This is a genomic window from Azospirillum sp. NS33 (assembly GCF_059703765.1).
Genome location: NZ_BAAKJB010000021.1, coordinates 1 through 25,501, shown reverse-complemented (window position 1 = coordinate 25,501; position 25,501 = coordinate 1). Strand labels below are relative to the sequence as shown.

23 protein-coding genes, 1 tRNA gene and 1 pseudogene are annotated in these 25,501 nt (G+C 71.6%); 16 read left to right on the top strand and 9 right to left on the bottom strand.

Going from position 1 to position 25,501, the window contains the following annotated elements:
- Positions 1-11: 11 nt before the first annotated feature.
- From AC6H2I_RS18605 to AC6H2I_RS18580, 6 genes and pseudogenes are all read right to left on the bottom strand, one after another.
- The gene (locus AC6H2I_RS18605; protein ID WP_497502181.1) at positions 12-629 is read right to left on the bottom strand and encodes a hypothetical protein; all 618 of its coding nucleotides are present in this window, start codon (positions 627-629) and stop codon (positions 12-14) included.
- 150 nt (positions 630-779) lie between these two features.
- Positions 780-1,226 (bottom strand): hypothetical protein, encoded by a 447-nt coding sequence (locus AC6H2I_RS18600; protein ID WP_497502180.1) that lies wholly within the window; start codon positions 1,224-1,226, stop codon positions 780-782.
- Between the two features lie 8 nt (positions 1,227-1,234).
- Positions 1,235-3,847, bottom strand: a complete 2,613-nt coding sequence (locus tag AC6H2I_RS18595; RefSeq protein WP_497502179.1) for a secretin GspD/PilQ domain-containing protein — start codon at positions 3,845-3,847, stop codon at positions 1,235-1,237.
- Positions 3,848-3,921: 74 nt separating this feature from the next.
- The gene (locus AC6H2I_RS18590) at positions 3,922-4,614 is read right to left on the bottom strand and encodes a FliH/SctL family protein (RefSeq protein WP_497502178.1); all 693 of its coding nucleotides are present in this window, start codon (positions 4,612-4,614) and stop codon (positions 3,922-3,924) included.
- Positions 4,615-5,033: 419 nt separating this feature from the next.
- Positions 5,034-5,231, bottom strand: a pseudogene (locus tag AC6H2I_RS18585) (ATP-binding protein); the annotation flags it as partial.
- Positions 5,232-5,394: 163 nt separating this feature from the next.
- Positions 5,395-5,469, bottom strand: a tRNA-Val gene (locus tag AC6H2I_RS18580).
- A 199-nt stretch (positions 5,470-5,668) separates the two neighbouring features.
- Between AC6H2I_RS18580 and AC6H2I_RS18575 the strand changes: the two genes are divergently transcribed.
- The 3 genes from AC6H2I_RS18575 to AC6H2I_RS18565 all read left to right on the top strand — a co-directional run bounded on the left by AC6H2I_RS18575 (position 5,669) and on the right by AC6H2I_RS18565 (position 9,534).
- Positions 5,669-6,565 carry an N-formylglutamate amidohydrolase gene (locus AC6H2I_RS18575; RefSeq protein ID WP_497502177.1) on the top strand — a complete coding sequence of 299 codons (897 nt, stop codon included), beginning with the start codon at positions 5,669-5,671 and terminating at the stop codon, positions 6,563-6,565.
- 588 nt (positions 6,566-7,153) lie between these two features.
- The gene (gene otsA, locus AC6H2I_RS18570) at positions 7,154-8,551 is read left to right on the top strand and encodes an alpha,alpha-trehalose-phosphate synthase (UDP-forming) (RefSeq protein WP_497502176.1); all 1,398 of its coding nucleotides are present in this window, start codon (positions 7,154-7,156) and stop codon (positions 8,549-8,551) included.
- The gene (locus AC6H2I_RS18565) at positions 8,548-9,534 is read left to right on the top strand and encodes a glucokinase (protein ID WP_497502175.1); all 987 of its coding nucleotides are present in this window, start codon (positions 8,548-8,550) and stop codon (positions 9,532-9,534) included. Before otsA ends, AC6H2I_RS18565 begins: the two co-directional genes overlap by 4 nt.
- Before the next feature lie 32 nt (positions 9,535-9,566).
- Here the strand turns inward: AC6H2I_RS18565 and AC6H2I_RS18560 are convergent, their stop codons facing one another.
- Positions 9,567-10,160 carry a uracil-DNA glycosylase gene (locus AC6H2I_RS18560; protein ID WP_497502174.1) on the bottom strand — a complete coding sequence of 198 codons (594 nt, stop codon included), beginning with the start codon at positions 10,158-10,160 and terminating at the stop codon, positions 9,567-9,569.
- 233 nt (positions 10,161-10,393) lie between these two features.
- Between AC6H2I_RS18560 and AC6H2I_RS18555 the strand changes: the two genes are divergently transcribed.
- The 4 genes from AC6H2I_RS18555 to AC6H2I_RS18540 all read left to right on the top strand — a co-directional run bounded on the left by AC6H2I_RS18555 (position 10,394) and on the right by AC6H2I_RS18540 (position 13,251).
- Complete coding sequence (locus tag AC6H2I_RS18555) at positions 10,394-10,762, top strand: 4a-hydroxytetrahydrobiopterin dehydratase (RefSeq protein ID WP_497502173.1); 369 nt, start codon at positions 10,394-10,396, stop codon at positions 10,760-10,762.
- Positions 10,763-10,965: 203 nt separating this feature from the next.
- Positions 10,966-11,811, top strand: coding sequence for an alpha/beta fold hydrolase (locus AC6H2I_RS18550; protein ID WP_497502172.1), 846 nt, complete (start codon positions 10,966-10,968; stop codon positions 11,809-11,811).
- A 100-nt stretch (positions 11,812-11,911) separates the two neighbouring features.
- Complete coding sequence (locus AC6H2I_RS18545; RefSeq protein WP_497502171.1) at positions 11,912-12,448, top strand: YgjV family protein; 537 nt, start codon at positions 11,912-11,914, stop codon at positions 12,446-12,448.
- An 83-nt stretch (positions 12,449-12,531) separates the two neighbouring features.
- Complete coding sequence (locus tag AC6H2I_RS18540; protein ID WP_497502170.1) at positions 12,532-13,251, top strand: Crp/Fnr family transcriptional regulator; 720 nt, start codon at positions 12,532-12,534, stop codon at positions 13,249-13,251.
- Positions 13,252-13,369: 118 nt separating this feature from the next.
- On the opposite strand, the gene AC6H2I_RS18535 is transcribed toward AC6H2I_RS18540, so the two are convergent.
- Positions 13,370-14,650, bottom strand: coding sequence for a glycosyltransferase (locus AC6H2I_RS18535; RefSeq protein ID WP_497502169.1), 1,281 nt, complete (start codon positions 14,648-14,650; stop codon positions 13,370-13,372).
- Between the two features lie 308 nt (positions 14,651-14,958).
- On the opposite strand from AC6H2I_RS18535, the gene AC6H2I_RS18530 reads away from it, so the two are divergent.
- Positions 14,959-17,940, top strand: a complete 2,982-nt coding sequence (locus AC6H2I_RS18530; RefSeq protein ID WP_497502168.1) for a response regulator — start codon at positions 14,959-14,961, stop codon at positions 17,938-17,940.
- A gap of 237 nt (positions 17,941-18,177) precedes the next feature.
- Positions 18,178-18,600 (top strand): NUDIX hydrolase, encoded by a 423-nt coding sequence (locus AC6H2I_RS18525; protein WP_497502167.1) that lies wholly within the window; start codon positions 18,178-18,180, stop codon positions 18,598-18,600.
- 65 nt (positions 18,601-18,665) lie between these two features.
- Here the strand turns inward: AC6H2I_RS18525 and AC6H2I_RS18520 are convergent, their stop codons facing one another.
- Positions 18,666-19,622 (bottom strand): LysR family transcriptional regulator, encoded by a 957-nt coding sequence (locus tag AC6H2I_RS18520; RefSeq protein WP_497502166.1) that lies wholly within the window; start codon positions 19,620-19,622, stop codon positions 18,666-18,668.
- A 267-nt stretch (positions 19,623-19,889) separates the two neighbouring features.
- On the opposite strand from AC6H2I_RS18520, the gene AC6H2I_RS18515 reads away from it, so the two are divergent.
- From AC6H2I_RS18515 to AC6H2I_RS18485, 7 genes are all read left to right on the top strand, one after another.
- Positions 19,890-21,200 carry a CitMHS family transporter gene (locus AC6H2I_RS18515; RefSeq protein ID WP_497502165.1) on the top strand — a complete coding sequence of 437 codons (1,311 nt, stop codon included), beginning with the start codon at positions 19,890-19,892 and terminating at the stop codon, positions 21,198-21,200.
- Positions 21,201-21,232: 32 nt separating this feature from the next.
- Complete coding sequence (locus AC6H2I_RS18510; protein ID WP_497502164.1) at positions 21,233-22,576, top strand: acyclic terpene utilization AtuA family protein; 1,344 nt, start codon at positions 21,233-21,235, stop codon at positions 22,574-22,576.
- Between the two features lie 3 nt (positions 22,577-22,579).
- Positions 22,580-22,930: an AtuA-related protein gene (locus tag AC6H2I_RS18505; RefSeq protein ID WP_497502163.1), complete on the top strand. Its 351-nt coding sequence runs from the start codon at positions 22,580-22,582 to the stop codon at positions 22,928-22,930.
- Between the two features lie 68 nt (positions 22,931-22,998).
- A complete protein-coding gene (locus AC6H2I_RS18500) occupies positions 22,999-23,661 on the top strand; it encodes a CoA transferase subunit A (protein WP_497502162.1) in 663 nt (220 codons plus the stop codon).
- The gene (locus tag AC6H2I_RS18495) at positions 23,654-24,313 is read left to right on the top strand and encodes a 3-oxoacid CoA-transferase subunit B (protein ID WP_497502161.1); all 660 of its coding nucleotides are present in this window, start codon (positions 23,654-23,656) and stop codon (positions 24,311-24,313) included. Before AC6H2I_RS18500 ends, AC6H2I_RS18495 begins: the two co-directional genes overlap by 8 nt.
- Before the next feature lie 61 nt (positions 24,314-24,374).
- Positions 24,375-24,638, top strand: coding sequence for a hypothetical protein (locus AC6H2I_RS18490; RefSeq protein WP_497502160.1), 264 nt, complete (start codon positions 24,375-24,377; stop codon positions 24,636-24,638).
- A gap of 14 nt (positions 24,639-24,652) precedes the next feature.
- The coding region (locus AC6H2I_RS18485; RefSeq protein ID WP_497502159.1) for an acetyl-CoA C-acyltransferase at positions 24,653-25,501 on the top strand (849 nt) is incomplete at its 3' end.

The following is a 25,501-nucleotide window of genomic DNA, read 5'->3' as shown; positions in this document are numbered from 1 at the left end:
CCGCGCCCCGATTACCGAGGCGCCGAACTGCGGACGATGTCCTCGAGCAGGCGCAGTGGCGCCTGCGTCTCGGCGATGGACTTGCGCATCTCGAACCGCAGATCGTTCAGCTTTTCTCGGACCTCGTCGAACACCATGTGGAAGCCGGACAGCGCGGTCTCGCGGTTGCTGCTCGCCTCCAGGTCGGTGCCGATCAGCGTGTTGATGAGCGCCATTCCGTCGGTGGCGGAGAACGCGTTCGGGTTGTCCATCAGCTTGTCGAACAGCGACCGGGCGTTCGGAGTGTTGGCCACCATCTGTTCGAGGATCCGGTTGAGCTCGCCGCCCCGCAGCGCCTCCTTGAGATGGCCGGCGTAGTCGGTCATCTTGTCGTCGCGGGGATCGTTCACGTTCCTGAAATACTCCTTGTCGAAGGTGTCGACCAGGGCCGACACGAACGACTCGAAGGTCTGAGCCTCCTCGAAGGCCAAGCGGGTGTCCTGCTGCATCCCGGCGAGAACGTCGCTCAGCCGCGCCATCAGCCCGGCGACCGCCTGCTCGGCCTCGCGTGCGCGCTTGTCGGGGTCGTGCGCATCCAGGACCAACGCTCCGGTCGTGGGGGGCGAAACACCTTGAACCATGCCCGTCATCGTGCCTCCTGGGTGCTCGGATTCATGAGGGTGTCGCGTGACCCGGCGCCCGCCCCATGGCGAGCCCCGCGGACCGGCGTGACCGGCGGGCGGGCGCCCCGGGCGCCCGACAGGGCACGCCAGCGGCGCGATGGCATCCGATCCCCGACCTTATAGCTCATCGGGGGAAGTCGTTCGATGACAAACCTGATGCAACTCGATGATCGCCGCCCGGCACCGCTCCGCCTCGTCGAGGCAGGCGCCCAGCCAGTCGCATGCCCGCGCCTGGTCGACGCCGTAAAAGGCGTGCCATTTCGCGATGTAGACGAAGGACGGGGAATCCGGCAGGAAGCCGATCTTGCCGTGGTCCGAGAGCGTGTCGAAGAAATTGAGCATGAGCGCGCCCAGGCCGATCTCCCGGGCGATGTCCGCCGGGACGGTCTCCAGCGGGATGGCGACGGTGATGGCCGTGGAGTCGGCGGTCTGCATCAGGTAGACGGGCAGCCCCACATCGGTGGTGAACTCGATGTATTCGCTGTCGTCGTCGAAGTCGAGCGCCATATGGCAGCCGGCGGCGATCGCCCGCACCAGGTCTCGGAACAGGATGGGATTCGACATGGCGCGGGTCATCCTCGTCCGGTGGTGATGGGGGGCTGCCGCACCGCGCAACCGTGTCGGCGGCGTGACCGCTGGTGGCGGCTCTGCGCCGGTTCGTCGACGGTCGAATGGCGGCGGCGCGGCGACGGCAAGCGCCGCGGTTCGCTGGCGGCCGCCGTCCGGGGCCTCCTCAGGGGCGTGCTCAGGGGCGCACGCGACGGCGCCGGCGCGGCCGGCGCGGCGGACGGAACCGGCGCAGCCGATGGAATCGGCTTGGGCGGTGGCGGCTGCGGTGGGGTGGCCGGGCCGAACAGGCTGTCGACGCCGCTGCGGAGCGCGTTGCCGAGGCCGTCGTGCAGCGGGTTCCTGGTGAGGCTGTCGTTGCCCCAGATCGCGTTCAGGCGCGCCCGTACCTCGGCGGTGATCCGGGCCATCTGCAGCCGGTCCTTGACCACCACCGGGCGGACCAGCAGCAGGAGTTCGCGCAGGCGCGTGGAATCGGTGGTGGCGCCGAAGATGTCGCCGATCAGCGGGATCGGCACGCGGTCCTTGGCGACGGCCGAGCTGCGCTCCATCAGCCCGCCCAACATGATCACGTCACCGGAATGGAGCCGCAGCGAGGTCTGCAGCGACCGGCGGGTGAACAGAGGCGTCAGCTGGACCGCTTCCGGCGAGGTGCCGCGGGCCTCCGTCAGCTCCTGCGAGATGTCGAGCAGCACGGCCTCGTCGGACAGGATCGTCGGGGCGAGGCGGAGGATGACCCCGGTCTCCCGGAACTCGACGCTGTTCACGATGGTGTCGGCGCTGGCCGCGTCGGTGACCTGGGTCGTCAGCACCGGAACCTCGTCGCCGACGTTGAGGACGGCCTGGCTGTTGTTGATCATGGCGAGGCGCGGGGCGGAGATCACCCGGACGTCGGATACCGAGCTCAGCAGGCGCAGCACGCCGGAGATGGTTTCGTTGTCGAACAGGATGTTGAGGCCGGGGAGGCTGGCCGCGGTCGTCGCCCCCTGGCTGAACGGGATGACCTGGGCGCTGCCCACCGACAGGATTCCCGACAAACCGTATTCCAGCTGCTCGCGGAGCGTCACGTCGACCAGTGCGGTCTCGATGAACACCTGCTTGACCTCGCTGCTGTCCATGTCCCGGATCAGCGTCTCCAGCGAGTCGAGCAGTTCGGGTTCCCCGGACATCAGAATGACGTTGCGGGACGGATCGGCGCTGATGCGTACGCCCGGGCCGTTGTCGACGTTGGTGGAGGACCGCGCGTCGGCCGTCGCCGGCGCCGGGAGCGCCAGCGCCGCCATGCCGCCGTCGGCCGGGCCGCCGTCCGCCACCGCGTCGGCCATCTGGGCGGCCCTTGGGGTGGCCATTGGGGCGGCCAGGGCATCCCCGCCGGCGTCCGCCGGGCGGCGGGGGAACGGACCGGTGCGGCGCGCCGTGGTTCCCGCCGCGGCGACCGGGGGCTGGGGCGCTCCCGCCGCGGCGTTCGACCGGGTGGTGCCGGCGCCGACGAGGGTCTGCAGATAGGGCAGCACATCGGCGACGCGGGAGTTGCGCAAGGCCACCATCCGCACCCCCTGGGCCAGGCGGGGGTTGTCGACGCTGTCGAGTGTGTCCAGCAGGCCGCGCAGATCTCCAAGATCGGTGCCGGGGGTGACCACGCCGAGCACGGCGTTCAGCCGGTCGATGGGCACGAAGCGGGCGGAGCGGAAATCGCTTCGGGTGTCGTCGTTGAGACGGGTGATCTCGGTCAGCTCGCGCACCACCTCCGCCGCGTTGGCCTGGGCGAGGCGGTGGATGAACAGCGTCTTGCCCTGCAGCGCGCCGCGATCGAGGGTGCGCGCGAACTCGGAGATCTCCAGGAACAGGGCCAGGCGCTCGAACTCCAGCACGACGATGGCGTTGGCGCTTTCCGCGGGGATCGCCTTGATGTCGGGGAACACCTCGCGCAGGATCCGCGCGATGTCCTGGGGATCGGCGTAGGTCAGCGGAAGGAAGCCGAGGTTGACGGAGGATTCGAACAGGGTCTCCCCCTCCTTCACCGCCGCGTACACCCCGCGCTCGAAGCGCAGCGCCGCGCCGATCTTCTGAAGCTGGGCGTCGACAGCGTTGATCCAGGTGCTGAGCGGCAGACCCTCGGCAAGCTGCAGGTCGACGCGGCCCTCCAGCCGCCCCACCGCGACGAACGGCGCGAAGAGGATCTCCTCGAACACCACGCGCAGGAACTCGTTGACCTCGGTGTCGATGAATCGGGCGCCGGAGGGAACGATGCGATCGCCGATCTGCGAATAGCTCGTCTCCATGGCCTGCCCCTGCGTGATCAGCGCGAACGATCCCCCCGGGGGCGCGGCGCCGCGCCCCCCGGGCGGGGCGTCCGGTGCCGTCGGCGCGATCGCCGGCACCAGCGAGGGCGCCGCGGAGGATGCGGCGCCGATGCCCAGCAGCCCGCCGAACCCATCGCTGACCGAATCCTTCAGCGGTGACGTCGGGGCGCAGCCCCCGGCGGCGGCGGCGAGCAGCACCGCCGTCGTCAACGCCCACCGCGCGGCCGCCTCCCCCGCCCGGCGGCGGCGGCTCGGCGGGGCGGCGGCGTCGTGCCGCTGGGCGGCTGCGGCGGGTCGGACGGCGCGCGGGAGCATCGGTGAATTCCAGATCAGCGGTTCGCAAAGGCAAGGCGACGGGGCGCAACGGTGTCGGCGCCCGGGACGGCGTGTCAGTCGGGGGGGCCGGGGGGTGCGCCCGGCGCGGCCGGCGGGGCGGTCCCGCCCGGTGCCCGCAGGGCGTCGGCGATCAGGTCGAGCATGCGGGCGCGCGAATAGGAGATCGACAGCTCGGCCGTCACCACCCGGAAGGCGTCGGCGTCCATGGTGGGGTCGCTGTGCAGGCGCAGGCGCGCCGCCTCCCATTGCCCGCCGTCCAGGGCGGCCAGCCGCTGGGAGAGGTCGCGGATCGTCTCGGCGCAGCCGTGGATGTCGATGCGATGGGAATCGTTGAAGTCCCGCACCGTGCGCTCCACCAGATCGGCGACGAAGTCGGACGCCGGAAGCGCGCCGACCGCCCGTTCCACGGTGGCGGAGACCAGCGCGATCAGCGCGTCCACCTGATCGTTCACCGCCGCGCGCAGGCTGTCCTGGTAGCGCGTCATCATCGCGAACAGGGCGGCACGCCCCTCCGCCGCGCCGTCCTCGTAGCCGCGCCGCTTCTCCGCTTCGTACGCGTCGACCGCCCGGCTCCGGATGGCCGCGGCCTCCTCTTCGGCCTGCGCGAGCGCCTGCTCCGCCGCGACGAACGTCACATACTGGTCGTGATGGAGCAGTCCATCTTCGGCAACCGGCGCGACGGGGCCGTTGCCGGGCCGCACGACGGCCAGCAGGCCCGCACCCTCGGGTCCGGAACCACGGATCATGTGACGCTCGCCCTGGGCCTGCTGAATTCCTTCAGACGAGAGCCCCGGTCGGGAAACGGAATCATCGACACGGCTCCTGCCGAACAGTACACGCGACGGCTCACCGACCGTGCCGCACGAGTGTCGGCTCATTCATCAAAATGTAATATAGACGTTCTGCTCGTCATCTCGCCTCAAGCGGGGCATTCATCCGCTGATTGCACCGGAATTAGCACACCATAGATGATCCTACCACTGTGTTATTGGCCGTTCCAGTTCAGCCGGTTGGCCGGGCGGGAGTCCGTCCCGGAATCAGGTGTGTCAATCGGCTTCCAATGTCCAACCGGCATCGGCGTGCAATTTCCAGCCACGTTTCCGGTTGCAGAAACCGTTGTCCAGGGAGTCCACGGGAGGGGCCGGTGGGCTCCCCTGGGCAACGCTCAGGTGCGATTCCTGAACCGCCAGCTCTTGTTGCCGGTTTCCAGGATGTCGCAGTGATGGGTGAGCCGGTCGGGCAGGGCGGGGGTCATCTTGGCGGCGCCGCCGAATACCGGCGGCCATCCGGCAGCGCTCAGGTTGGTGGTGATCAGAACCGAGGTCTGGGCGTACAGCTTGCTGAGTGTGTGGAACAGCAACTCACGCGCCGGCCGTCGCTCCCTGGACCCCGCGCCGCGGCGTGAGCGGAGGGTGAGGCGATGATGGGCTCGGGGGCGCTGCGCATCATGTGCGTATCATGCCGGCACCACGTGCCTGCCCCAGAACGGGCGAAGGCCAGCAAGTTCTTGAACTTGCTGGCCTTCATGGTGGGCGCGACAGGGATTGAACCTGTGACCCCTACGATGTCAACGTAGTGCTCTCCCGCTGAGCTACGCGCCCGTCCGTCGAGGCCTTGGTGGCGGCCCGTCCGGCGTGGGCGTGGGATGTAGCACCAACCGGGGACCCACGCAACCCACTGTTTTCACCCCGCTCCGATTTTTTTCCCGGGCGCCGCGCCGTCCCGTTGTCCGGACCCATCCGGAGCCCGTGTGACGGTGCCGCGTGACAGGGCGCGCCGGGTGGACTACATCACTGAAGCATGGACGCGCATTTCGACGCCCCCGCCGGTTTGGACCGGGCCTTCGATCTCAGGGAGCCGGCCGAGCACACCCTGCCGCTGGTGGTCGCCTCGCCGCACAGCGGGCGCGACTACTCCGCCGCGTTCCTGGCGGCGGCACGGCTCGACGACCGCACCCTGCGCAAGTCCGAAGACGCCTTCGTCGACGAGATCTTCGCCGCGGCGCCCGAGCTCGGCGCGCCGCTGCTCCGCGCCCTCTTCCCGCGCGCCTTCCTGGACGCCAACCGCGAGGCCTACGAGCTCGACCCGGCCATGTTCGCCGACAGCCTGCCGCGCTACGTCAACACCCGCTCGCCGCGGGTCGCCGCCGGCCTCGGCACCATCGCCCGGATCGTCGCCAACGGCGAGGAGATCTACCGCGACAAGCTGAGCTTCGCCGACGCGGTGGAGCGGGTGCAGCGCTTCTACACCCCCTACCACGAGGCGCTGCGCCGCCTGGTCGACGCCACCGTGGAGCGGTTCGGCTGCTGCGTGCTGCTGGACTGCCACTCCATGCCGTCGGCGGGCTCGACCGCCGGCAGCGAGACCGAACGCGAGGGACGGCGGATCGACATGGTGCTGGGCGACTGCTTCGGCAGCGCCTGCGCCGGCGCCGTCACCGACACGGCGGAGCGGCTGCTGCGCGCCAAGGGCTACAGCGTCGCCCGCAACACCCCTTACGCGGGCGGCTTCACCACCCGCCACTACGGCCGGCCGCGGCGCGGCGTCCACGCCCTGCAGATCGAGATCAACCGCGACCTCTACATGGACGAGGCGGCGCTGGAGCGCATGCCCTTCCTGTCCGTGCTGGCCCTGCACATGGGCGAACTGGTGGCCGCGCTGGGCCGCCTCGACGCCGCGACCCTGCGCAGCCGCTGACCGCACGCCGCCGACCCGCTCTGCATCCCCGGCGCGCGATCCCCGGGGGCCCCGGCCACCGGCGCGGCGCGCCCTTGCCGTCCCGACCGAAAAAAAAGGCCGGAGCATAAGCTCCGGCCCGAGTCTAGGGAGGAAACGCCCAAGAAGTGCGTTACGACACCGCCCGCATCGCGGACGCGACCGATGTCGCAATGCACAATATGAAGATGCCCGGACCCGGGATCAAGGGGAAAATGAGAAGGGATGGAATCGCAAGGGGTTGGCCAGTGGCGGTCATGTGGAATGCTTCCAGGTGTCATAACCGTGCGCTGCGCTGCACAACGAACGATCCTGACCAATCCGCTGTGGTATTGTGGAAGATATAGTCCGAACGGGGGTGGCCTTTCGACCGAATCCGTCCTTGGCGAGTCGGCATGGCTCTGGCGAGTTGTGACATTTCGGCATCAACAAGGGTTGCCATCACCGGACCCGGATGATAGGGAACCGGACCTGAAGTTCGCCGTTTGTGCATAGTGCCGGCCGCGCTGCGCTGCCGACCCCGCCGTGGTCGCGGCCTCGCGGCCCGCCGGAATCGGGGGAGATCGCGCTGTGAGCAGACTGGTCGTCGTGTCCAACCGTGTCGCGCCCATCGACGAGGGCAAACAGGCGGCCGGGGGCTTGGCCGTGGCCGTGTTGGCCGCCCTGAAGAAGACGGGGGGGATCTGGTTCGGGTGGAGCGGAACCGTGGTCGAGGGGGACTCCCAGGGGGAGCCGCGGCGCACCGACGTGGGGCGCCTCACCTACGCCACCGTCGACCTCGGGCGCAAGGATTTCGAAGAGTACTACAACGGGTTCGCCAACCAGACCTTGTGGCCGCTGTTCCACTACCGCATCGGCCTGTTCTCGGTGAACCGCAACACCCGCGACGCGTACAAGCGGGTGAACAGCCTGTTCGCCGACCGCCTGGCGCCGCTGCTGCAGCCCGACGACATGGTCTGGGTGCACGACTACCATCTCATCCCCTTCGGCGAGCGGCTCCGGCAGAAGGGCCTGCGGCAGCGCATCGGATTCTTCCTGCACACGCCCTTCCCGGCGCCGGAGGTCTTCAGCGTTCTGCCCAACCACCGCGAGCTGGTGCGCGAGCTCTGCGCCTACGACCTGGTGGGATTCCACACCGAGGTCGACCTGCGCTGCTTCGTCAACTACATCCGCTTCGAGGCCCATGGCGAGGTGGAGGACCGCGGCCCCGAGGAGGGCTGCCTGATCCGCGCCTTCGGCCGCACCGTGCTGGCCCGCGCCTTTCCCATCTCCATCGACACCGCCCACCTGGTCTCCCTGGCGGAGACCAATGCCCGCACCCGCCATTCCGAGCGGCTGCGCGAGAGCCTGGTGGGGCGCCGGCTGATCATCGGCGTCGATCGCCTCGACTACTCCAAGGGCCTGCCCCACCGCTTCGAGGCGTTCCAGCAGCTGCTCGAGACCTATCCCGAGCACCGCAACCGCGTCTCCTTCCTGCAGATCGCGCCGCCGAGCCGCGAGGACGTGCCCGAGTACATCGCCATCCGCCGCGAGCTGTCGGAGCTGTCGGGCCGCATCAACGGCCAGTACGCCGAGTTCGACTGGATGCCGATCCGCTACCTCAACAAGAGCTTCGGGCCGCGCGTCCTCGCCGGCTTCTACCGCCAGGCCCATGTCGGTCTGGTGACGCCGCTGCGCGACGGCATGAATCTGGTGGCCAAGGAGTATGTGGCCTGCCAGAATCCCGACGATCCCGGGGTGCTGGTGCTCTCCCAGTTCGCCGGGGCGGCGCGCGAGATGAAGGAGGCCCTGCTGGTCAACCCGTTCGACAGCGAGGGCGTCGCCGACGAGCTGCAGCGCGCCCTGACCATGCCCCTGGAGGAGCGGCGCGAGCGCCACGCGGCGATGATGCAGACGCTGCGGCGCAACGACATCACGCGCTGGCGCGAGACCTACGTCGACGCGCTGACACGGGCGCCCTATCCATGAGCGACGCGGCCGGCACGGGGCTGTCCCTGGTCGCCGACATCGGCGGCACGAACGCCCGGTTCGGTCTGATGGACGGCAACACGGTGCACGATTCCCGCGTGCTGCGCTGTGCCGACCACCCCTCGCCGGCGGCGGCGGCCGAGGCGTACCTGGCGGCCCTGGGGACCACCGGCGCGCGGCGGCCGCGCTTCGCCGCCTTCTGCGTCGCCGGGCCGGTCACCGGCGACCGCATCGCGATGACCAACCTGCCCTGGTCGTTCTCCGTCGCGGCCACCCGGGAGGCGCTGGCGCTGGAGCGGCTGGAGGTGATCAACGACTTCACCGCGGTGGCCCTGTCGGCCCGCCGCCTCGGCGCGGCCGACCGCCAGCAGGTGGGCGGCGGGAGCCCGCAGCGCGACGCCGTGATCGGCGTGCTGGGGCCTGGCAGCGGTCTTGGCGTGTCCGGGCTGGTGCCGGGGCCGGGCGGCGTCTGGACCGCCCTGTCGGGGGAGGGCGGCCATGTCACCATGGCCGCGGGCGACGACCGCGAGGCGGCGGCGCTGGCGGCGCTGCGCCAGCGCTTCGACCACGTCTCGGCGGAACGCGTGCTGTCCGGGCCCGGCCTGGTCAACCTCTGCGAGGCGCTCTGCCGGGTCGACGGCCGCGACCCGCCGGTGCGCACGCCGGCCGAGGTGACGGCGGCGGCGCTGGCCGCCCCCGGGGACGCCGCCCACGACCACCACGCCCGGGAGGCGATGGAGATGTTCTGCGCCATGCTGGGCGGGGTCGCCGGCAACCTGGCGCTGACCCTGGGGGCGCGGGGCGGCGTGTACATCGCCGGCGGCATCGTGCCCCGTCTCGGCCCGCTCTTCGCGCGCTCGCGCTTTCGCGAGCGGTTCGTCGCCAAGGGGCGCATGAACGCCTTCCTCGCCCCCATCCCCACCTACGTCATCACCCACCCGCTGCCGGCCTTCCTGGGCCTCGCCGAGGCGCTGTCGCACTGACCCCGCCGCGCCGTCGTGGCCGGCCCGCCGCCCTAGCGGTCGAGCCGGGCCGCCGCGGCCGTGAGGTCGGCGATCACCGTCGGCAGCTCCCGCGCCTGACCGCGCAGGATGAAGCTGGGATGGTAGGTCGCCACCACCTCGGCGCCCGGCACCAGCCGGCAGGGCAGCACCTGGCCGCGCAGCCGGGTGATGCCGTTCTCGCCGGTCAGCGCCCACAGCGGCGTGCGCCCCAGCGCCACCAGCACGGACGGGGCGTACGCCTGGAGCGTGCGGCGGAGGATCTCGAGGTCGGGGACGAAGCGGTCGATCACCCAGTCCGAGGCGCCGAACGGCCCCCAGCGCTCGTCGATCCCGAACCCCTCCCGGCGCGCCCGCCCGCGCGAGGCGAAGAAATGGCCGACCTTGTTGCCGGGCGGCTGGTGGCGGAAGACGTTGGCGACCAGGCAGCGGTCGCGGGAGATCCCGGCGGCCAGCAGGGCCTGGTTGAGCAGCGTGCCGCTGCGCCCGGCGAAGGGCATGCCCTGGCGCACCTCCTCGTTGCCCGGCGCCTCGCCGACGATGGCGAGGCGGCGGCCGGCGGGCGGCGCGGCCGGGTGCTGGTATTCGACGATGGGCCAGTCGATCATGTCGCGGGTGTCCGCTGGTGGCAGGGGCGACCGCCGGTATAGCCAAGGTGGCGACGGCACTCAACAGCCGCACCCGGGGCCGCCGCCCCGGGCCGCCGCCCCGGGGCGGCGCAAAGGACGGGGCGCAAAGGGAGGGGTGGCAAACGGGGGTGGCGGGCGCGGCGGGGCTTGCCGGACGGGGCGGGGGGCCTAGGCTTTCTGCCAAGCCAACGATTGCGGGGAGGGACGGGGGCATGGGCGGTGATCAGGATGGGGCGGGCGCGATGGACGATCTGGCGGCGGGCACCTGCGAGCCCTGCCGCGGCGGCATACCGCCGATGGAGCGCGCCGCCGCCGAACGCTACCTGACGCGGGTGCCGGGCTGGAGCATCGGCGACGGACCCGACCATGTCGTGCGCACGTTCAGGTTCGGTGACTTCCGGGCCGCCCAGGCCTTTGCCGTGCGGGTCGGCGACCTGTGCGAGGCGGAGGGGCACCACGCCGAGATCGTGCACGGATGGGGCTACTGCACGGTCAAGTTCTGGACGCACAAGATCGGCGGCCTGCACGAGAACGACTTCATCATGGCGGCCAAGGTCGCCACGCTGCCGGGTGCGGGCTGACCGGCAGCGCGCGCGTACGGGTAGGGCCGTCACAAATCCTTCGCGTGCACGGTAATCCGGCCGTACCGGGCTAGCGGTCCGCGGCTGTCCGGAATCCCTTGCCCCTATCCCGCGCACCACAGGAACGGCGGGCGAGGCGTGATGTTGCTCCTTTTCAATCGGCCTGCCGCAGGGCGAGGCCGTGACGAAGGGGAGCGAGGGGCATGGGTGGAGCCGGAGACGATGCGGAGGAGGCCCGGCGGCGCGCCGTGCTGCACCGCCACGGGGTGACGCCCGGCGGGCACACGGGGCCGGTGCTGGTGTTCGGCCATGGCTTCGGCAGTGACCAGCGGGTGTGGCGCCGGGTGCGCACCTGGGCCGACCGGCGCTTCCGCACGCTGGCCTTCGACATGGCCGGCGCCGGCGCCGCGGCGGGTGCCGGGTACGACCCGGTGCGCTACGCCACGCCCGACGGATTCGCCGACGACCTGCTGGCCGTGCTCGACGCCGCGGGGGTGGAGCGGTGCGTGTATGTCGGCCACGACCTCGGCGCGATGGCCGGGATGCTGGCCGCGCTGAAGGCGCCGGAGCGGTTCGAGCGGCTGGTGCTGCTGTCCGCCGGCGCCTGCCTGGTGCGCCGCCGTGCCAACCGCTCGGGCATCGACCCGATGGCGGTGCGCAGCGCGCTCGGCCTGATGTCCGTCAACTTCGCCCGCTGGATCCGCGAGTACGCGGTGCTGGTGGTGGGGGAGCCGGCCGACAGCCCGGCCGTCGGCGAGGTGGCGGCCAGCCTTGCCGCGATGCGTCCGGAGGTCGCCGCGGCCCAGGCGGCGACCCTGTTTCAGGCCGACCTGCGCGGCTGGATCGACGCCATGGCGGTGCCGGCGGTGCTGGTCCACGGGACGGACAACCCCCTGGTGCCGGCGGCGGCGGCGCGGCGGCTGCACGGGCTGTGGCCCCATGCGACCCTGGAACTGCTGCCGGGCGGCGGTCACATGCCGCACCTGACGGTGGCCGACGGGGTGATCGGGGTGCTCGACCACCGCCTGAAGGGGGTGACGACCGCGTGAGGAGGATGAGGGGGGAGCGATGCGGCGGCGCGAAAACGCCCTTGCCGGTGGCGCGGGGCCGGCTATGGTGGCGCGTCGCCCGCCTCCCATCCGATGAGCCATGATCGACGCTCTTCTCGCCGCACCACTGGCCCAGGGCATCGGGCTGCTCGGCACCCTCTTCGGAATGGCCTGGCCGGCGTTCCGCACGCGCACCGGCATGCTGCTGGCGCAGCTCGCCACCAACCTGTTCTTCATGGTCCACCTGGCCCTGCTCGGCGCCGCCACCGGGGCCCTGATGAACGGCCTGTCGGCGGCCCAGGTCGGGGCGGCGATTCCTCTGGGCACCCGGCCCGGGTTCCGGGTGGTCTACCTGGCGGTGTTGCCGGTGATCGCCGGCGGGCTGGCGGCGACCTGGCAGGGGCTTCCCTCGGCCTTCGCCGCGGTCGGCCTCGCCCTGGTGTCGCTCAGCCGGTACCAGACCGACGTCTTCCGCTTCCGGATCATCATGGTGGTGGCGCTGCCCTGCTGGTTCGGCCACAACCTTCTGGTCGGGTCCCTCCCCGGCATGATCTCCGACGTGGTCGGCATGGCGCTCAACGCCGTCATGCTCGCCCGCCTGGTGCGCAAGCCCGCGGCCCTGCCCGCCGGCGCGTGATCCGCCGCGCTTGACCCCTCGCGCCCGGCCGGTGTTGGATCGGCGGCCAGACCGGCGGACAGGCCCGCATCGGGGGAGGGGACATGGCAGCCGAGATACCCGGCCTGCGGCCGCAGGACGCCGAGACCGTACGCACCAGCCCGCTGTTCCAGCGCCTGCCCGACCGCGCCCTGGCCTTGCTGGTGGGCTCGGCCCAGGTGCGGGCGGTGGCGCGCGGCACCACGCTGTTCGTCCAGGACGAGCCGGCCGACCGCTTCTATGTGCTGCTGCAGGGCTGGGTGAAGCTCTACCGGCTGACCCGCGACGGGGCGGAGGCGGTGGTCAACGTGGTGGCGGCGGGGGAAACCTTCGCCGAAGCCGCCATGTTCGCCAGCGGCCGCTTCCCCGTGTGCGCCGAGGCGGTGGCCGAGTCCCGGGTGATGACCCTGACGGCGGAGGCGTTCGCCCGCTGCCTGCGCGAGGACGACCAGATTGCCTTCGCCATGCTGGGTTCGCTCTCCCTGCGCCTGCGCCACCTGGTGACGCAGATCGAGCAGCTCCAGGTGCAGCCGACGCCGCAGCGGGTCGGCGGCTTCCTGCTGCGCTTCTGCCCGGACGGGTCGGGATCGGCGGTGTTTCCGCTGCCCTTCGACAAGGCGCTGATCGCCCGCCGCCTGGGCATGCAGCCGGAAACCTTCTCGCGGGCGCTGGCCAAGCTGCGGGCGATCGGCGTCGAGACCCATGGCGCCACCGTGTCGGTGGACGATCTGGACGCCCTGCGCCGCTTCTGCCACGCCGACGAGGAGGGCGAGGCGGGCGCCTGACTCGGGGCCTCTCGCCGCTGGCCGTCTGTTGGTGGGCCGTCTGTTGGTGGGCCGTCTGTTGGTGGGCCGTCCGTTGGTGGGCCGTCCGTTGGTGGGCCGCCCGTCGGCGGGCCGCCCGTCAGATCGCTGCGGTGTCGGCTTCGGTGTCGTCGTCGAAGGCGGGGGCGGTTTCCATCCCGGGTTCGGGGGCGGCCAGCATGGTCCGGTAGACGCCCAGCAGGCGGTCGGCGTGGCGCGCCGGGGTCGAGGGGTCGCGCCAGTATCGCTGCCAGGCGGCCGCGCCGACCCGCTCCGCCACCGCGTCGTCGCGCAGCGCGGCCAGCGCCGCCGCCAGCGAACCGGCGTCGCCGGCCCGGGTCAGGAAGCCGTCGACGCCGTCGTCGATGACGTCGGCCAGCGCCGTGGTCCGCGTCGTCACCAGCGGGATGCCGCGGGCCAGCGCCTCCATCGCCGACAGCCCGAACGGCTCGTACCACAGGGAGGGGAAGGCGATGGCGCGGGCACGGTCCATGTGCGCCAGCACCTCGGCCCGGGTCTTCGGCCAGGGCAGGAAGGCGGCGTCCGGGTTGATGCGGCGCAGCTCCGACGCGTACGGGCCGGCGCCGACGAAGGCCAGCTCGACGCCGGCCTCGCGGGCCGCCGCGGCCAGCACGCCGACGCCCTTCTCGCGCGCCAGCAGCCCCATGAACAGGAACCGCCGGTTGGAGGCGACCGGCGCCGGCGCGGCGCGCTCGATGTCGACGGGGTTGGGCACCACGGCGGTGCGGGTGTCGGCCGGCAGCATGGGCCGCACGGCGTCGCGGGAGAACGCCGACGGGCAGATCAGGGTCATCGGCCGGAGGCGGGCGGCGAGGGCGTGGCGGGTGGCGGCCTGGCGGGCGACGCGGACCAGCTTGCGGGCCGTCCCCTGGTGGTCGCACACGGCGGTGGCGCAGGCCAGGGACAGCGGCGTGCGGGTGCAGGCGGTGGCGGTGCCATGGTCGTAGTAGAGCCCGTTGGGGCAGGCGATGAAGTAGTCGTGCAGGGTGAACGCCCAGGGCAGGCCGCTGCGCCCGGCCACCTTCAGCACCGCCGGGCTGAGGCAGCGGGTGTAATGGTGCAGGTGCACCACCGTGCGCGGCGGCAGCGTCGCCAGCAGCGCCGCCAGGCGCCCGGCCGCGCCGGCGTTCCACACCCCGCTCGCCGCCGCGCGCAGCGGGTTGCGGTCGCTCCACACGTCGCGCAGGCCCATGGCGTGGACGCGGATGCGCGGGTGGTCGAGCAGCGGGCTGGTGACGCCGACCGCGTGGATGTAGGCGACATCGTGTCCGCGGTCGGCCAGCGCCCGGGCGCTGAGAATGGCGATCTTCGTCGACGCCCCGTCCACGTCGCCGTAGTCGGACACGATGGCGATGTTCATGCGCTTCGTCCCAGGCTGTGCGCCGCCCGTCGCGGGCCGGCCGTCGGACAGATAGCCGCGGGTCGCGGCCCCCGGTAGGCGGGGAAGGTGAGTACCTCCACCACATCCCGCGGCGCCACACCGATGCCGGTCTTGCCCAGCCTTCCGCGCCCCGCGGGGCGGCGGGCGGCCCCGCCGGCGGATGGCGCGGTGCTGTTCAGGCGGTGAACTTATGTTATCGTCCGGCGGTCGGGCTGACGGCCGCAGCCCGGATCGCAAGCGACGGCGACACTGGCCGTGGCGAGGCCGGACCGCCGGCGGAGGACCGGATGAGCGACGAGTTTCTGTTCGCCGACGAGGAGCCGGGCACGGAGAGCGATCCGGCGGCGGCGGGCGTGCCGGTGGAGCCGGCGGAGCCGTGGCTGATCCTCATCGTCGACGACGACCCGGCCATCCACGCCACCACCAAGATGGTGCTGCGCGGCTTCACCTTCGAAGGCCGTCCCGCCCAGTTCCTGTCCGCCGCCACCGCGGGCGAGGCGTGCGCCATACTCGACGCGACGCCGGGCATCGCCGTCGTTCTGCTCGACGTGGTGATGGAGTCCGACGACGCCGGGCTGCGGCTGGTGCGCCACATCCGCAACGGCATGAACAACCGCCGGGTCCGCATCATCCTGCGCACCGGCCAGCCCGGCCAGGCGCCGGAACGCGACGTCATCCTCAACTACGACATCAACGACTACAAGTCGAAGACCGAACTGACGGCGCAGAAGCTGTTCACCTCGGTGGTCGCGGCGTTGCGCGGCTACCAGGACATCTCCGCCATCGAGCAGCACCGGCTGGGGCTGGAGCGCATCCTCAACGCGTCCTCGGCGCTCCAGGACAAGCGCACGGTCGCCGACTTCGTCGACGGCGCCATGCGGCGGATCGACGAGGTGGTGCCGGGCTGCACCGGCGCCGCCCTGGCCAGCCGCGCCGCCGGCGGTGGCGACGCCGTGCTGCTGGGCGGGCACGGCCCCCTGGCGGCCCTGGCCGGCCGGCCCGCCGCGGCGCTGGGCGAGGGCGCGGCCGGGGCGATCGCCGCGGCCCTCGATGCGGCGCGCCACCACTACGAGCGCGACCGCTCCGTGCTGGTCTTCCGCTCCACCGCGCGCCACCTCGGCACCGCCTTGTACCTGCGCCACCCCCGGCCCCTGACCGAGGACGAGCGCCGCCTTCTGGAGGTGTTCGGCTCGAAGGTCGCGGTCGGGCTCGACAACGTCCACCTCTACGAGGAGTTGAGCGAGTTCAACCGCAGCCTGGAGAGCCAGGTGCAGGAACGCACCCGCGCCCTGGTCGCCGCCACCGAGGCGGCCGAGGCGGCGCGCGCCGAGGCGGAGGCGGCCAACCAGGCCAAGTCGCTGTTCCTCGCCACCATGAGCCACGAGATCCGGACGCCCATGAACGGCGTGCAGGGCATGCTGGAGCTGCTGGAGTACACCCCGCTCACGCCCGAGCAGCACGAGCTGGTGGCGGTGGTGCGCGACAGCGCGGGGTCGCTGCTGACCATCATCAACGACATCCTCGACTTCTCCAAGATCGAGGCCGGGCGTCTGGACCTGGAACGGGTGCCGGTCTCGCTGTCGGCGGTGGTCGAGGGGGTGGCGGACACCCTGGCCCCGGGGGCGCGCAAGAAGGACCTGGCGGTCATCGCCTACGTCGACCCCGAACTGCCCGACGCGGTGCTGGGCGACCCGGTGCGCCTGCGCCAGGTGCTGTTCAACATCGCCGGCAACGCCGTGAAGTTCACCGACACCGGGTCGGTCAAGCTGCGCGCCGAGCTGATCGCCCTGCGCGATGGCCAGGCCACCGTGGGCATCACGGTGATCGACACCGGCATCGGCATCGCCCGCGACGTCCAGGCCCGCCTGTTCCGCCCCTTCACCCAGGCCGAGGCGTCGACCACCCGGCGCTTCGGCGGCACCGGGCTGGGCCTGTCCATCTGCCGCCGCATCGCCGAACTGATGGGCGGCGAGATCGGCGTCGAGAGCGAGCCCGGCAAGGGCGCGACCTTCTGGTTCACCTTCACCGCCGAGGTGGCGCCGCCCGAGGGCGAGGCGCCGCCGCCGCCGCTGGCCGGCCTCTCCCTGCTGCTGGTGGACGGCGAGGGGGACGAGCGCCGCTACCTCGCCCGCTACCTCGCGGCCGAAGGGGCGTCGGTGCGGGAGGCGGCGGACGCGGCGGCGGCGCGCGCGGCGTTGCGGGACGGCCCGGTCGACGTGGCGGTGATCGCCGAGGAATCGGTGCCGGCGTCGCTGCACGGCGACCCGGCGCTGGCGGTGGGTGGCTGGGTCGAGCTGACCCGGCAGGTGCGCACCGGGGTGCCCGGCGGCCCGGCGCTGGTGCCGCGGCCGGTGCGCCGCGGCCATCTCGTGCGCGGCGTCCTGGTCGCCGCGGGCCGGCGCGCCGGGGATCCCGAGGATGACGCGGCGGCGGGCACCGCGGCGGTTCCCGGCCGGGCGCCGACGGTGGCGGCGGCGCTGGCCGCCGGCCGGCTGGTCCTGGTCGCCGAGGACCACCCGACCAACCGGCAGGTGATCCAGCGCCAGCTGGCGCTGCTCGGCTACGCCGCGGAGCTGGCCGGCGACGGGCGCGAGGCGCTGGAGCGCTGGCGCAGCGGCCGCTACGCGCTGCTGCTGACCGACTGCCAGATGCCGGAACTGGACGGGTTCGAGCTGACCCGGGCGATCCGCGAGGCCGAGGACGGGACGGGCCGCCGCCTGCCCATCGTCGCCATCACCGCCAACGCCATGGAGGGCGAGGCGCAGAAATGCCTGGCCGCGGGCATGGACGACAGCGTGTCCAAGCCGGTCGAGATCGGCCACCTCCGGCGCATCCTCGAGCGCTTCCTGCCCCATCCGGCCGGCGCCGAGCAGGCCGGCCGCGCCGCGGTCCGGGCCGTCGCCGAGGGCGCCACCCCGGTCGGCGCGGGCGCCGCGGCGGAGGAGCCGCTCGACCCCCAGGCGCTGGCCAGCCTGTTCGACAACGACACCCACTTCGTCCGCGAGCTGCTGCGGGAGTTCCTGTCCTCCAACAAGGCCACCCAGGAGCGGTTGCTGACGGCGATGGAGGGCCGCGTCTGGGACGAGGTGCGCCAGGCCGCGCACAAGCTGGCAGGGTCCTCGCGCACGGTCGGCGCGCGCGACCTGGCGGCGGTGGGCGACGCCATCGAGATGGCGGTGATCGACAACCGCCTCGACGGGGTGGAGGACCTGGTGGTCCGCGCCGGCCGCGAGCTGGCCCGGGTCGAAACCTTCATCGGCCGCCTGTGACGCGGTGCGGTCAGCGCGGCACCGCGGCCTCCTGGCCGGCGGCGTTGCGGGCCTAGGGCATGCGGACGGACGTGCCGCAGAGGTGGGCGGCAATTGCCGGAAGACAATGTTACGGTTTTATGATATCCCGACAGCAACGATCGATTGTCCGGAGAGTCACCAAGTTGCGTCCGGTTCCGCTCCTCGCGCCGTACAGGCGCGCCGTGGCCGCCCTTCCGCCGGCGGTTTAGGGGGGGCATGACCAAGCGCGCGCCCCGCACCCAATACGCCGCCATTCCGGTCCGCTTCATGGCGGGACGGCCGGAGGTTCTGCTGGTGACCTCCCGCGAGACCCGGCGCTGGATCGTGCCCAAGGGCTGGGCCGAGAAGGGCGTGCCGCCCCGCGACCTGGCGGGCCAGGAGGCCTTCGAGGAGGCCGGCGTGCGGGGCAAGGTGAAGAAACGCCCGCTCGGCACCTACCACTACGAAAAACGCCTGTCGCCACGCAAGGCGGTGCCCTGCGCGGTGACCGTCTTCCTGTTGCTGGTGACCGAGGAGGCCGACGACTGGCCCGAGCGGGCGCAGCGGCAACGCCAGTGGATGACACCCGGCCAGGCGGCGATGGCCATCAGCGACGCCGGCCTGGTCGGCATGCTGCTCGGGCTGGGGAGCCGGGGGTGACGGCGCTGCGGCGAACCGACGCAGCAGGGGCGGGCAGCGGCGCGGCCGGCGCCGGGCTCGCGGTGCTATCGCGCCGCTCCGGCGCTCCCCTCGACGGCTGAGTCCCCGTCGAGCGCGTCGCCGGCGGCCGCGGTCCGTCGCGCGGTGCTTTGGAGAAGGTCAAGAAAAACCGCGGCTGCGGGAGACAGCGACCGGCCGGTCTTCTGCATGACATGGATTTTCCGGGTCAGCCCTGCGGTTTTGATCACCCTGTGAGCAATCCCTCCCGAAGCCGCGGCGTCGATGGCGGATTCCGGCAAGATCGACAGGCCGACACCCGCCCGCACCATGCCCATGGCCGTCGACATGTAGTTGGCTTCACAGGCGAGGTTGATCGCGAGTCCTTCGCGCTCCAGGGCCCGCTCCACCAGAGTTCGGACGCTGCTGTTCCGCGCCGTCAGGATCAGCGGATAACGGACGATGTCGGCCAGCGTCGTCGTCGCCGTGTTCTTCAGCGGGTGATGGATCGGAAAGAAGACATGCATCGAGTCGCGGATGAAATCCGACGTCTGTATGTCTTTGTCCATCCTCAGTCGCGGGCCGATGCCGAAATCGACGATACCCGATTTGACGAGATCCTCGATCGTCTCGGCAACCACATCGGACACGGTGACGACGATGCCGGGATGCTGGCGCGCGAAACTCTGGATGGCGCGGGGCAGCAGGTTGGCGGCCACCGACGGCAAGGCCGCGACCCTCACGCTGCCTCGTTTCAAACTGGTGATTTCGTTGACGGAGGCGACAACGGAATCGAATTCCTCGACAATTCGCTGCAGGTTTGGAAACACATCGTGGCCGGCGCTGGTCAGACTCACCTGGCGTTTGTTGCGATCGAACAACCGGACACCAAACATCTCTTCAAGTTGCCGGATCTGAACGGTGAGGGCCGGCTGAGAAATGTTCAAATCGCCGGCCGCCCGGGTGAAGTTCCCGGTGCGGGCCACCGCGAGGAACGCGCGGGCATGCCGCAGCTCCTGAATCATAACGGAACCTGATTGCAGTGATCAGATAAATTCATTTCCGTTATTTCGGCGCTCGGAAGCACTATGTCAATAGGAAAGGGCCAAACAGAACGGCGTACGAATGCTCCGTGCATCCGCCATTCCGTAGCGCCCTTGGGCCGGCGGGCGTCCGTCCGAGGCTTCCGTCCATCGCCGCGCGTGTCGGTGCCGCCGCAAGTGACGGCTGCGGGCCGGTCGCGCTGGGCGCTGGACGGCCACCGGCCGAAAGAAAGAAGCTTGGAGGCGCCAATGATTGCGTTGTTCGGCCTGCTGACGATCGTCGTCGTCCTGGCGGGCATTCTCAGCAAGAAGCTGTCGCCGATGGCGGCGCTGATTCTCGTTCCCCTGGTCGCCGCGCTGCTCGCCGGCTTCCCCGTCGCCGACACCGGGAAGTTCGCGGTGAACGGCGTCAAGGCGATCGCGCCGGTCGTCGGCATGTTCGTCTTCGCGATCCTGTTCTTCGGCATCGTCAAGGACGCCGGCACGCTGGACCCGATCATCAACGGCATCCTCAAGGTGGTGGGCGTCCGGCCGTCCCGCATCGCGCTCGGCGCCGCCGTGCTGGCGGCGATCGTCCATCTCGACGGGTCGGGGGCGGTGACCTTCCTGGTGACCGTGCCGGCGATGCTGCCGCTGTTCGAGCGGCTGAAGATGGACAAGCGCATCCTCGCCTGCGTGGTGGCGATGGCGGCGGGCACGGCGAACATGCTGCCGTGGGGCGGGCCGACCTTGCGCGCCGCCACCGCCCTGCAGGTGCCGATCGGCGATCTCTATCTGCCGGTGATGCCGGCGCAGATCGTCGGCATCGTCTTCGTGCTGGCGTGCGCCTGGTACCTCGGGCACCGCGAGGAGAAACGGCTGGACCTGGGAGCGTCCGGCGGCGCGGCGTCGCTGGAGTACACCCGCCCGGCGCTCACCGAGGCGGAGCAGGCCCTGGCGCGCCCCCACCTGTTCCTGGTCAACGTGGCCCTGGTCCTGGTGGTGCTGGGCGCCATGATCGCCCAGGTCGCGGCCCCGGTGCTGTGCTTCATGATCGGGACCATCGTCGCCCTGCTCATCAACTACCCCGACATGAAGATGCAGCGCGACCGCATCGACGCCCATGCCAAGGCGGCGTTGATGATGGCGTCGATCCTGCTGGCGGCCGGCGTGTTCACCGGCGTCATGAAGGAGACCAAGATGCTGTCGGAGATGGCCGCCTATGTGGCCGCCCATCTGCCGACCGAGTACGCCGGCCACATGCCGGTGGTGCTGGGCGTCCTGGCGATGCCCATGAGCATGCTGTTCGACCCGGACTCCTTCTACTTCGGCATCCTGCCCGTGCTGGCGGAGGCGGGCAACGCCATGGGCGTGGCGCCGATCGAGATGGGCCAGGCCGCCATCCTCGGCCAGATGACCACGGGGTTCCCGGTCAGCCCGCTCACCCCCGCCACCTTCCTGCTGGTCGGCCTGTGCGGCATCGACCTGGCCGAGCACCAGAAGTTCACCTTCCTGTTCCTGTGGGCCACGTCGATCGTCATGACGATCGCCTGCGTCGTGTTCGGTGTCTTCTCACTGTAACCGCGGTTGCGCCCCATGGCGTGGAGACTACCATGAAAACCATTCGCATCGGATCGGGCGCCGGCTACTCCGGCGACCGCATCGAGCCGGCGGTCGAGCTGGCCGAGAAGGGCAACATCCAGTACCTCGTCTTCGAATGCCTGGCCGAGCGCACGATCGCGATCGCCCAGGGCGCGAAGCGCAGGGACCCGAGCCAGGGCTACGACCCGCTCCTGGTCGCCCGCATGCAGGCCGTGCTGCCGGTGTGCCGGGCCAAGGGCATCAAGATCATCACCAACATGGGGGCGGCGAACCCGCTGGCCGCCGCCGCGAAGATCAAGGAGGTGGCCAACGGCCTCGGGCTGGGACGGCTGCGGATCGCCGCGGTGACGGGGGACGATGTGCTCGCCACCCTGACCGCCGGCCCGCACCGCATCGAGGAGACCGGCGTGCCGGCGGCCGACATGGCCGGCACGCTGGTGTCGGCCAACGCCTATCTCGGCGCCCTGCCCATCGTCGAGGCGTTGCGCGACGGTGCCGATGTCGTCGTCACCGGCCGCGTCGCCGACCCGTCGCTGTTCCTGGCGCCCCAGATCCACGAATTCGGCTGGGCCATGGACGACTGGGACCGGCTCGGCAAGGGGACGGTCGTCGGGCACCTGCTGGAATGCGCGGGCCAGGTGACCGGGGGCTATTTCGCCGATCCCGGCGTCAAGGACGTCGCCGGGCTGGCCCGCCTGGGCTTCCCCCTGGCCGAGGTCGAGGAGGACGGCAGCGCCGTGATCACCAAGGTCGAGGGGTCCGGCGGGCGGGTCACCACGGCGACCTGCAAGGAGCAGTTGCTGTACGAGATCCACGATCCCGCCCGCTATTTCACGCCGGACGTGGTCGCCGACTTCTCCCAGGTGCGCTTCGAGGCGATCGGCCCCGACCGGGTGCGGGTCAGCGGCGGCACCGGCCGGGCGCGGCCGGACACCTTGAAGGTGTCGGTCGGCTGCATCGACAGCTACGTCGGCGAGGGCCAGATCTCCTACGCCGGCCCCGGCGCCGTCGCCCGCGGACGCCTCGCCCTGGACATCGTGCGCGAGCGGCTGCGGTCGACCGGCGTCGCCACCACCGAGCTGCGCTGCGACCTCATCGGCGTCGACTCGCTCCACGGCGACCGGCTGGGCACCGCCGGGAGCCACGAGCCCTACGAGGTCCGCGTCCGCGTGGCCGGCCGCACCGACACCCTGGCGGAGGCGGTGCGCATCGGCAACGAGGTGGAGACCCTGTACACCAACGGCCCGGCCAGCGGCGGCGGCGCCACCAAGTCCGCCCGCGAGATCGTGGCCATGCTGTCGGCCCTGCTGCCGCGCGCCCAGGTGACGCCGGCCGTCGACTATGTGGAGGCCTGAGCCATGAAACTGCGCGACATTGCCCACTCGCGGACCGGCGACAAGGGCGACATCTCCAACATCTCGGTCATCGCCCACGACGAGGCCGACTATCCCCTGCTGGAGCGGCACCTCACCGCCGAGCGAGTCAAGGCGCTGTTCGCCGGTGCCGGCATCGTCCACGGCGCGGTGGTGCGCTACACGCTGCCCGGCCTCGGTGCCCTCAACTTCGTCATGCAGCAGGCCCTGGGCGGCGGAGTCACCCGGTCGCTGGCCCTCGACGCCCACGGCAAGAGCCTGGCGTCGGCCCTGCTCGACCTCGACATGCCCGATCGCGACATGCCCGATCGCGACATCCCCGACCGCGCGGCTTGAGCGCGCCGGGGGCCGGGCGCGGTGACGACGCCCGGCCCCCGCACCGCGCCCCGCAGCAAGGATCGACCATGAAGAAAGTCATCACCCTGAGCGATGCCGTCGCGGCGATTCCCGACGGCGCGGTCCTGATGGTCGGTGGGTTCATGGGGGCCGGCACGCCGCCCCGCCTCATCGACGAACTGGTCCGCCAGGGCAAGCGCGACCTCACCATCATCGCCAACGACACCGCCCGCCCCGGCGTCGGCATCGGCAAGCTGGTGGACGCCGGCCTGGTGCGCCGGGTCGTCGCCAGCCACATCGGCACGAACCCGGAGACCCAGCGCCGGATGATCGCCGGCACGCTGGACGTCGAGCTGGTGCCCCAGGGCACGCTGGCCGAACGCATCCGCGCCGCCGGTTTCGGCCTGGGCGGGGTGCTGACCCCCACCGGCGTCGGCACCGTGGTGGCCGAGGGCAAGCGGACCTTGGAGGTCGACGGCGGCACGTTCCTTCTGGAGACGCCGCTCAAGGCCGACATCGCCCTGATCAACGCCAAGCGCGCGGACTACCGGGGCAACCTGGAGTTCGCGCTGACATCGCGCAACTTCAACCCGTTGATGGCCATGGCCGCCGGCCTGGTGATCGCCGAGGCCGAGGACATCGTGCCCGTCGGCGTCATCCCGCCCGACGCCGTCGGCGTGCCGGGTGTGCTGGTCGACCACCTCGTCGGCAAGGATGGTTCCCATGGATGACAAGACACTGATCGCCAAGCGCGTTGCGCTGGAGCTGAGGGACGGTGACCTGGCGAACCTGGGCATCGGCCTGCCGACGCTGGTGGCACGCCATCTGCCGCCGGGCATCGACGTGTTCTTCCAGTCGGAGAACGGCATCATCGGCATGTCGGCGCTGCCGGAGGAAGGCTTCGCCTGGCACGACCTGACCGACGCCGGGGGCAGCCCGATCGGCGCCGTCCCCGGGGCGGCGGCGTTCGACAGCGCCCAGTCCTTCGGCTTCATCCGCGGCGGCCACCTCGACGTGACCGTGCTCGGCGGGCTCCAGGTCGACGAGGCCGGGCAGCTCGCCAACTGGATGGTGCCGGGCAAGATGGTTCCCGGCATGGGCGGTGCCATGGACCTGGTCTCCGGCGCCCGCCGCGTGATCGTCGCCATGACCCACACCGCCAAGGGTGCGCCGAAGATCGTCCGGCGGTGCTCGCTGCCCCTGACCTCGGTGCGCCGGGTCGATCTGGTGGTGACCGAGCTGGCGGTGATCGAACCCACCGCCGCCGGGCTGGTGCTGAAGGAGACGGCGCCCGGCGTCACCGTGGAGCAGGTGGTGCAGGCGACCGAGGCGGCGCTGATCATCCCCGCCGCCGGCGTCCCCGCCATGCCCGTCGCGCCTTGAGCAAGCCCCCCCGCGGCCGGGGCCCGGTGCCCCGGCCGCCTTCCGCAGCGGGAGATCCGCCATGTCCGTCCCCGAAGAATCCACCCTCGTCCGGGTGACCGTTCCGGTCACCTTCGAGATGACCGTCGCGGTGTCCGCCGCCGCGGCCGAACGCGCCGGGGCGACCGCCTCGGCCATCGCCGCCCACGCCGCCGAACAGTTCGCGCATGTGAGCCGCAACCAGATCCTCGCCTTCAACGTGGTCAACCGCATCCATCTGCGCGAACCGGGCGAGGTCGCCGCCGTGGCGACGGGCGTCGGCCCGGCCCGCGAGACGGCGGCCTGAACAGGAGATCGAGCATGTCCGACATCGTCATCGCATCGGCGGCCCGCACGCCGATCGGAGCGTTCAACGGCAGCCTGTCGGGGCTGGCGGCCCACGAGCTCGGCGCCACGGTGATCCGCGCGGCGCTGGAGCGCGCCGCCACCGAGGCGGCCGAGGTGAGCGAGGTCATCCTGGGCCAGGTGCTGGGCGCCGGCCAGGGCCAGAACCCGGCCCGCCAGGCGGCGGTGGCGGCCGGTGTGCCGGTGACCGCCACGGCCTTCGGCATCAACCAGGTCTGCGGCTCGGGCCTGCGCGCCGTGGCGCTGGGCGCCCAGGCGATCGCCGCCGGCGACGCCACGGTGATGGTGGTCGGCGGCCAGGAGAGCATGAGCCGCTCGCCCCACGCCCTGCACCTGCGCGGCGGCGTCAAGATGGGCGCCGCGGAGATGCTCGACACCATGATCACGGACGGTCTGTGGGAGGCCTTCCACGGCTACCACATGGGCGTCACCGCTGAGAACGTGGCGCGCCGGTGGGGCCTGACCCGCGACGAGCAGGACGCCTTCGCCGCGGCCTCCCAGCAGAAGGCCGAGGCGGCGCAGAAGGCGGGCCGCTTCGCCGACGAGATCGTCCCGGTCACCATCAAGGGCCGCAAGGGCGACACGGTGGTCGACACCGACGAGTACCCCAAGCCCGGCACCACGGTGGAAACCCTGGCCAGGCTGCGGCCGGCCTTCGCCAAGGACGGCACGGTGACCGCCGGCAACGCCTCGGGCCTCAACGACGGCGCCGCCGCCCTGGTGCTGATGACCGCGGCCGAGGCCGCCCGCCGCGGCGTCGCGCCGCTGGCCCGCATCGCCTCCTGGGCCACCGCCGGGGTCGAT

Coding starts and splice junctions, on each gene's coding strand:
- AC6H2I_RS18505 (WP_497502163.1), top strand. CDS start 22,580: ATGAAACTGCGCGACATTGCCCACTCGCGGACCGGCGACAAGGGCGAC.
- AC6H2I_RS18510 (WP_497502164.1), top strand. CDS start 21,233: ATGAAAACCATTCGCATCGGATCGGGCGCCGGCTACTCCGGCGACCGC.
- AC6H2I_RS18590 (WP_497502178.1), bottom strand. CDS start 4,614: ATGATCCGTGGTTCCGGACCCGAGGGTGCGGGCCTGCTGGCCGTCGTG.
- AC6H2I_RS18540 (WP_497502170.1), top strand. CDS start 12,532: ATGGCAGCCGAGATACCCGGCCTGCGGCCGCAGGACGCCGAGACCGTA.
- AC6H2I_RS18515 (WP_497502165.1), top strand. CDS start 19,890: ATGATTGCGTTGTTCGGCCTGCTGACGATCGTCGTCGTCCTGGCGGGC.
- AC6H2I_RS18555 (WP_497502173.1), top strand. CDS start 10,394: ATGGGCGGTGATCAGGATGGGGCGGGCGCGATGGACGATCTGGCGGCG.
- AC6H2I_RS18525 (WP_497502167.1), top strand. CDS start 18,178: ATGACCAAGCGCGCGCCCCGCACCCAATACGCCGCCATTCCGGTCCGC.
- AC6H2I_RS18490 (WP_497502160.1), top strand. CDS start 24,375: ATGTCCGTCCCCGAAGAATCCACCCTCGTCCGGGTGACCGTTCCGGTC.
- AC6H2I_RS18605 (WP_497502181.1), bottom strand. CDS start 629: ATGACGGGCATGGTTCAAGGTGTTTCGCCCCCCACGACCGGAGCGTTG.
- AC6H2I_RS18575 (WP_497502177.1), top strand. CDS start 5,669: ATGGACGCGCATTTCGACGCCCCCGCCGGTTTGGACCGGGCCTTCGAT.
- AC6H2I_RS18495 (WP_497502161.1), top strand. CDS start 23,654: ATGGATGACAAGACACTGATCGCCAAGCGCGTTGCGCTGGAGCTGAGG.
- AC6H2I_RS18600 (WP_497502180.1), bottom strand. CDS start 1,226: ATGTCGAATCCCATCCTGTTCCGAGACCTGGTGCGGGCGATCGCCGCC.
- AC6H2I_RS18545 (WP_497502171.1), top strand. CDS start 11,912: ATGATCGACGCTCTTCTCGCCGCACCACTGGCCCAGGGCATCGGGCTG.
- AC6H2I_RS18535 (WP_497502169.1), bottom strand. CDS start 14,650: ATGAACATCGCCATCGTGTCCGACTACGGCGACGTGGACGGGGCGTCG.
- AC6H2I_RS18565 (WP_497502175.1), top strand. CDS start 8,548: ATGAGCGACGCGGCCGGCACGGGGCTGTCCCTGGTCGCCGACATCGGC.
- AC6H2I_RS18500 (WP_497502162.1), top strand. CDS start 22,999: ATGAAGAAAGTCATCACCCTGAGCGATGCCGTCGCGGCGATTCCCGAC.
- AC6H2I_RS18560 (WP_497502174.1), bottom strand. CDS start 10,160: ATGATCGACTGGCCCATCGTCGAATACCAGCACCCGGCCGCGCCGCCC.
- AC6H2I_RS18520 (WP_497502166.1), bottom strand. CDS start 19,622: ATGATTCAGGAGCTGCGGCATGCCCGCGCGTTCCTCGCGGTGGCCCGC.
- AC6H2I_RS18595 (WP_497502179.1), bottom strand. CDS start 3,847: ATGCTCCCGCGCGCCGTCCGACCCGCCGCAGCCGCCCAGCGGCACGAC.
- AC6H2I_RS18550 (WP_497502172.1), top strand. CDS start 10,966: ATGGGTGGAGCCGGAGACGATGCGGAGGAGGCCCGGCGGCGCGCCGTG.
- AC6H2I_RS18530 (WP_497502168.1), top strand. CDS start 14,959: ATGAGCGACGAGTTTCTGTTCGCCGACGAGGAGCCGGGCACGGAGAGC.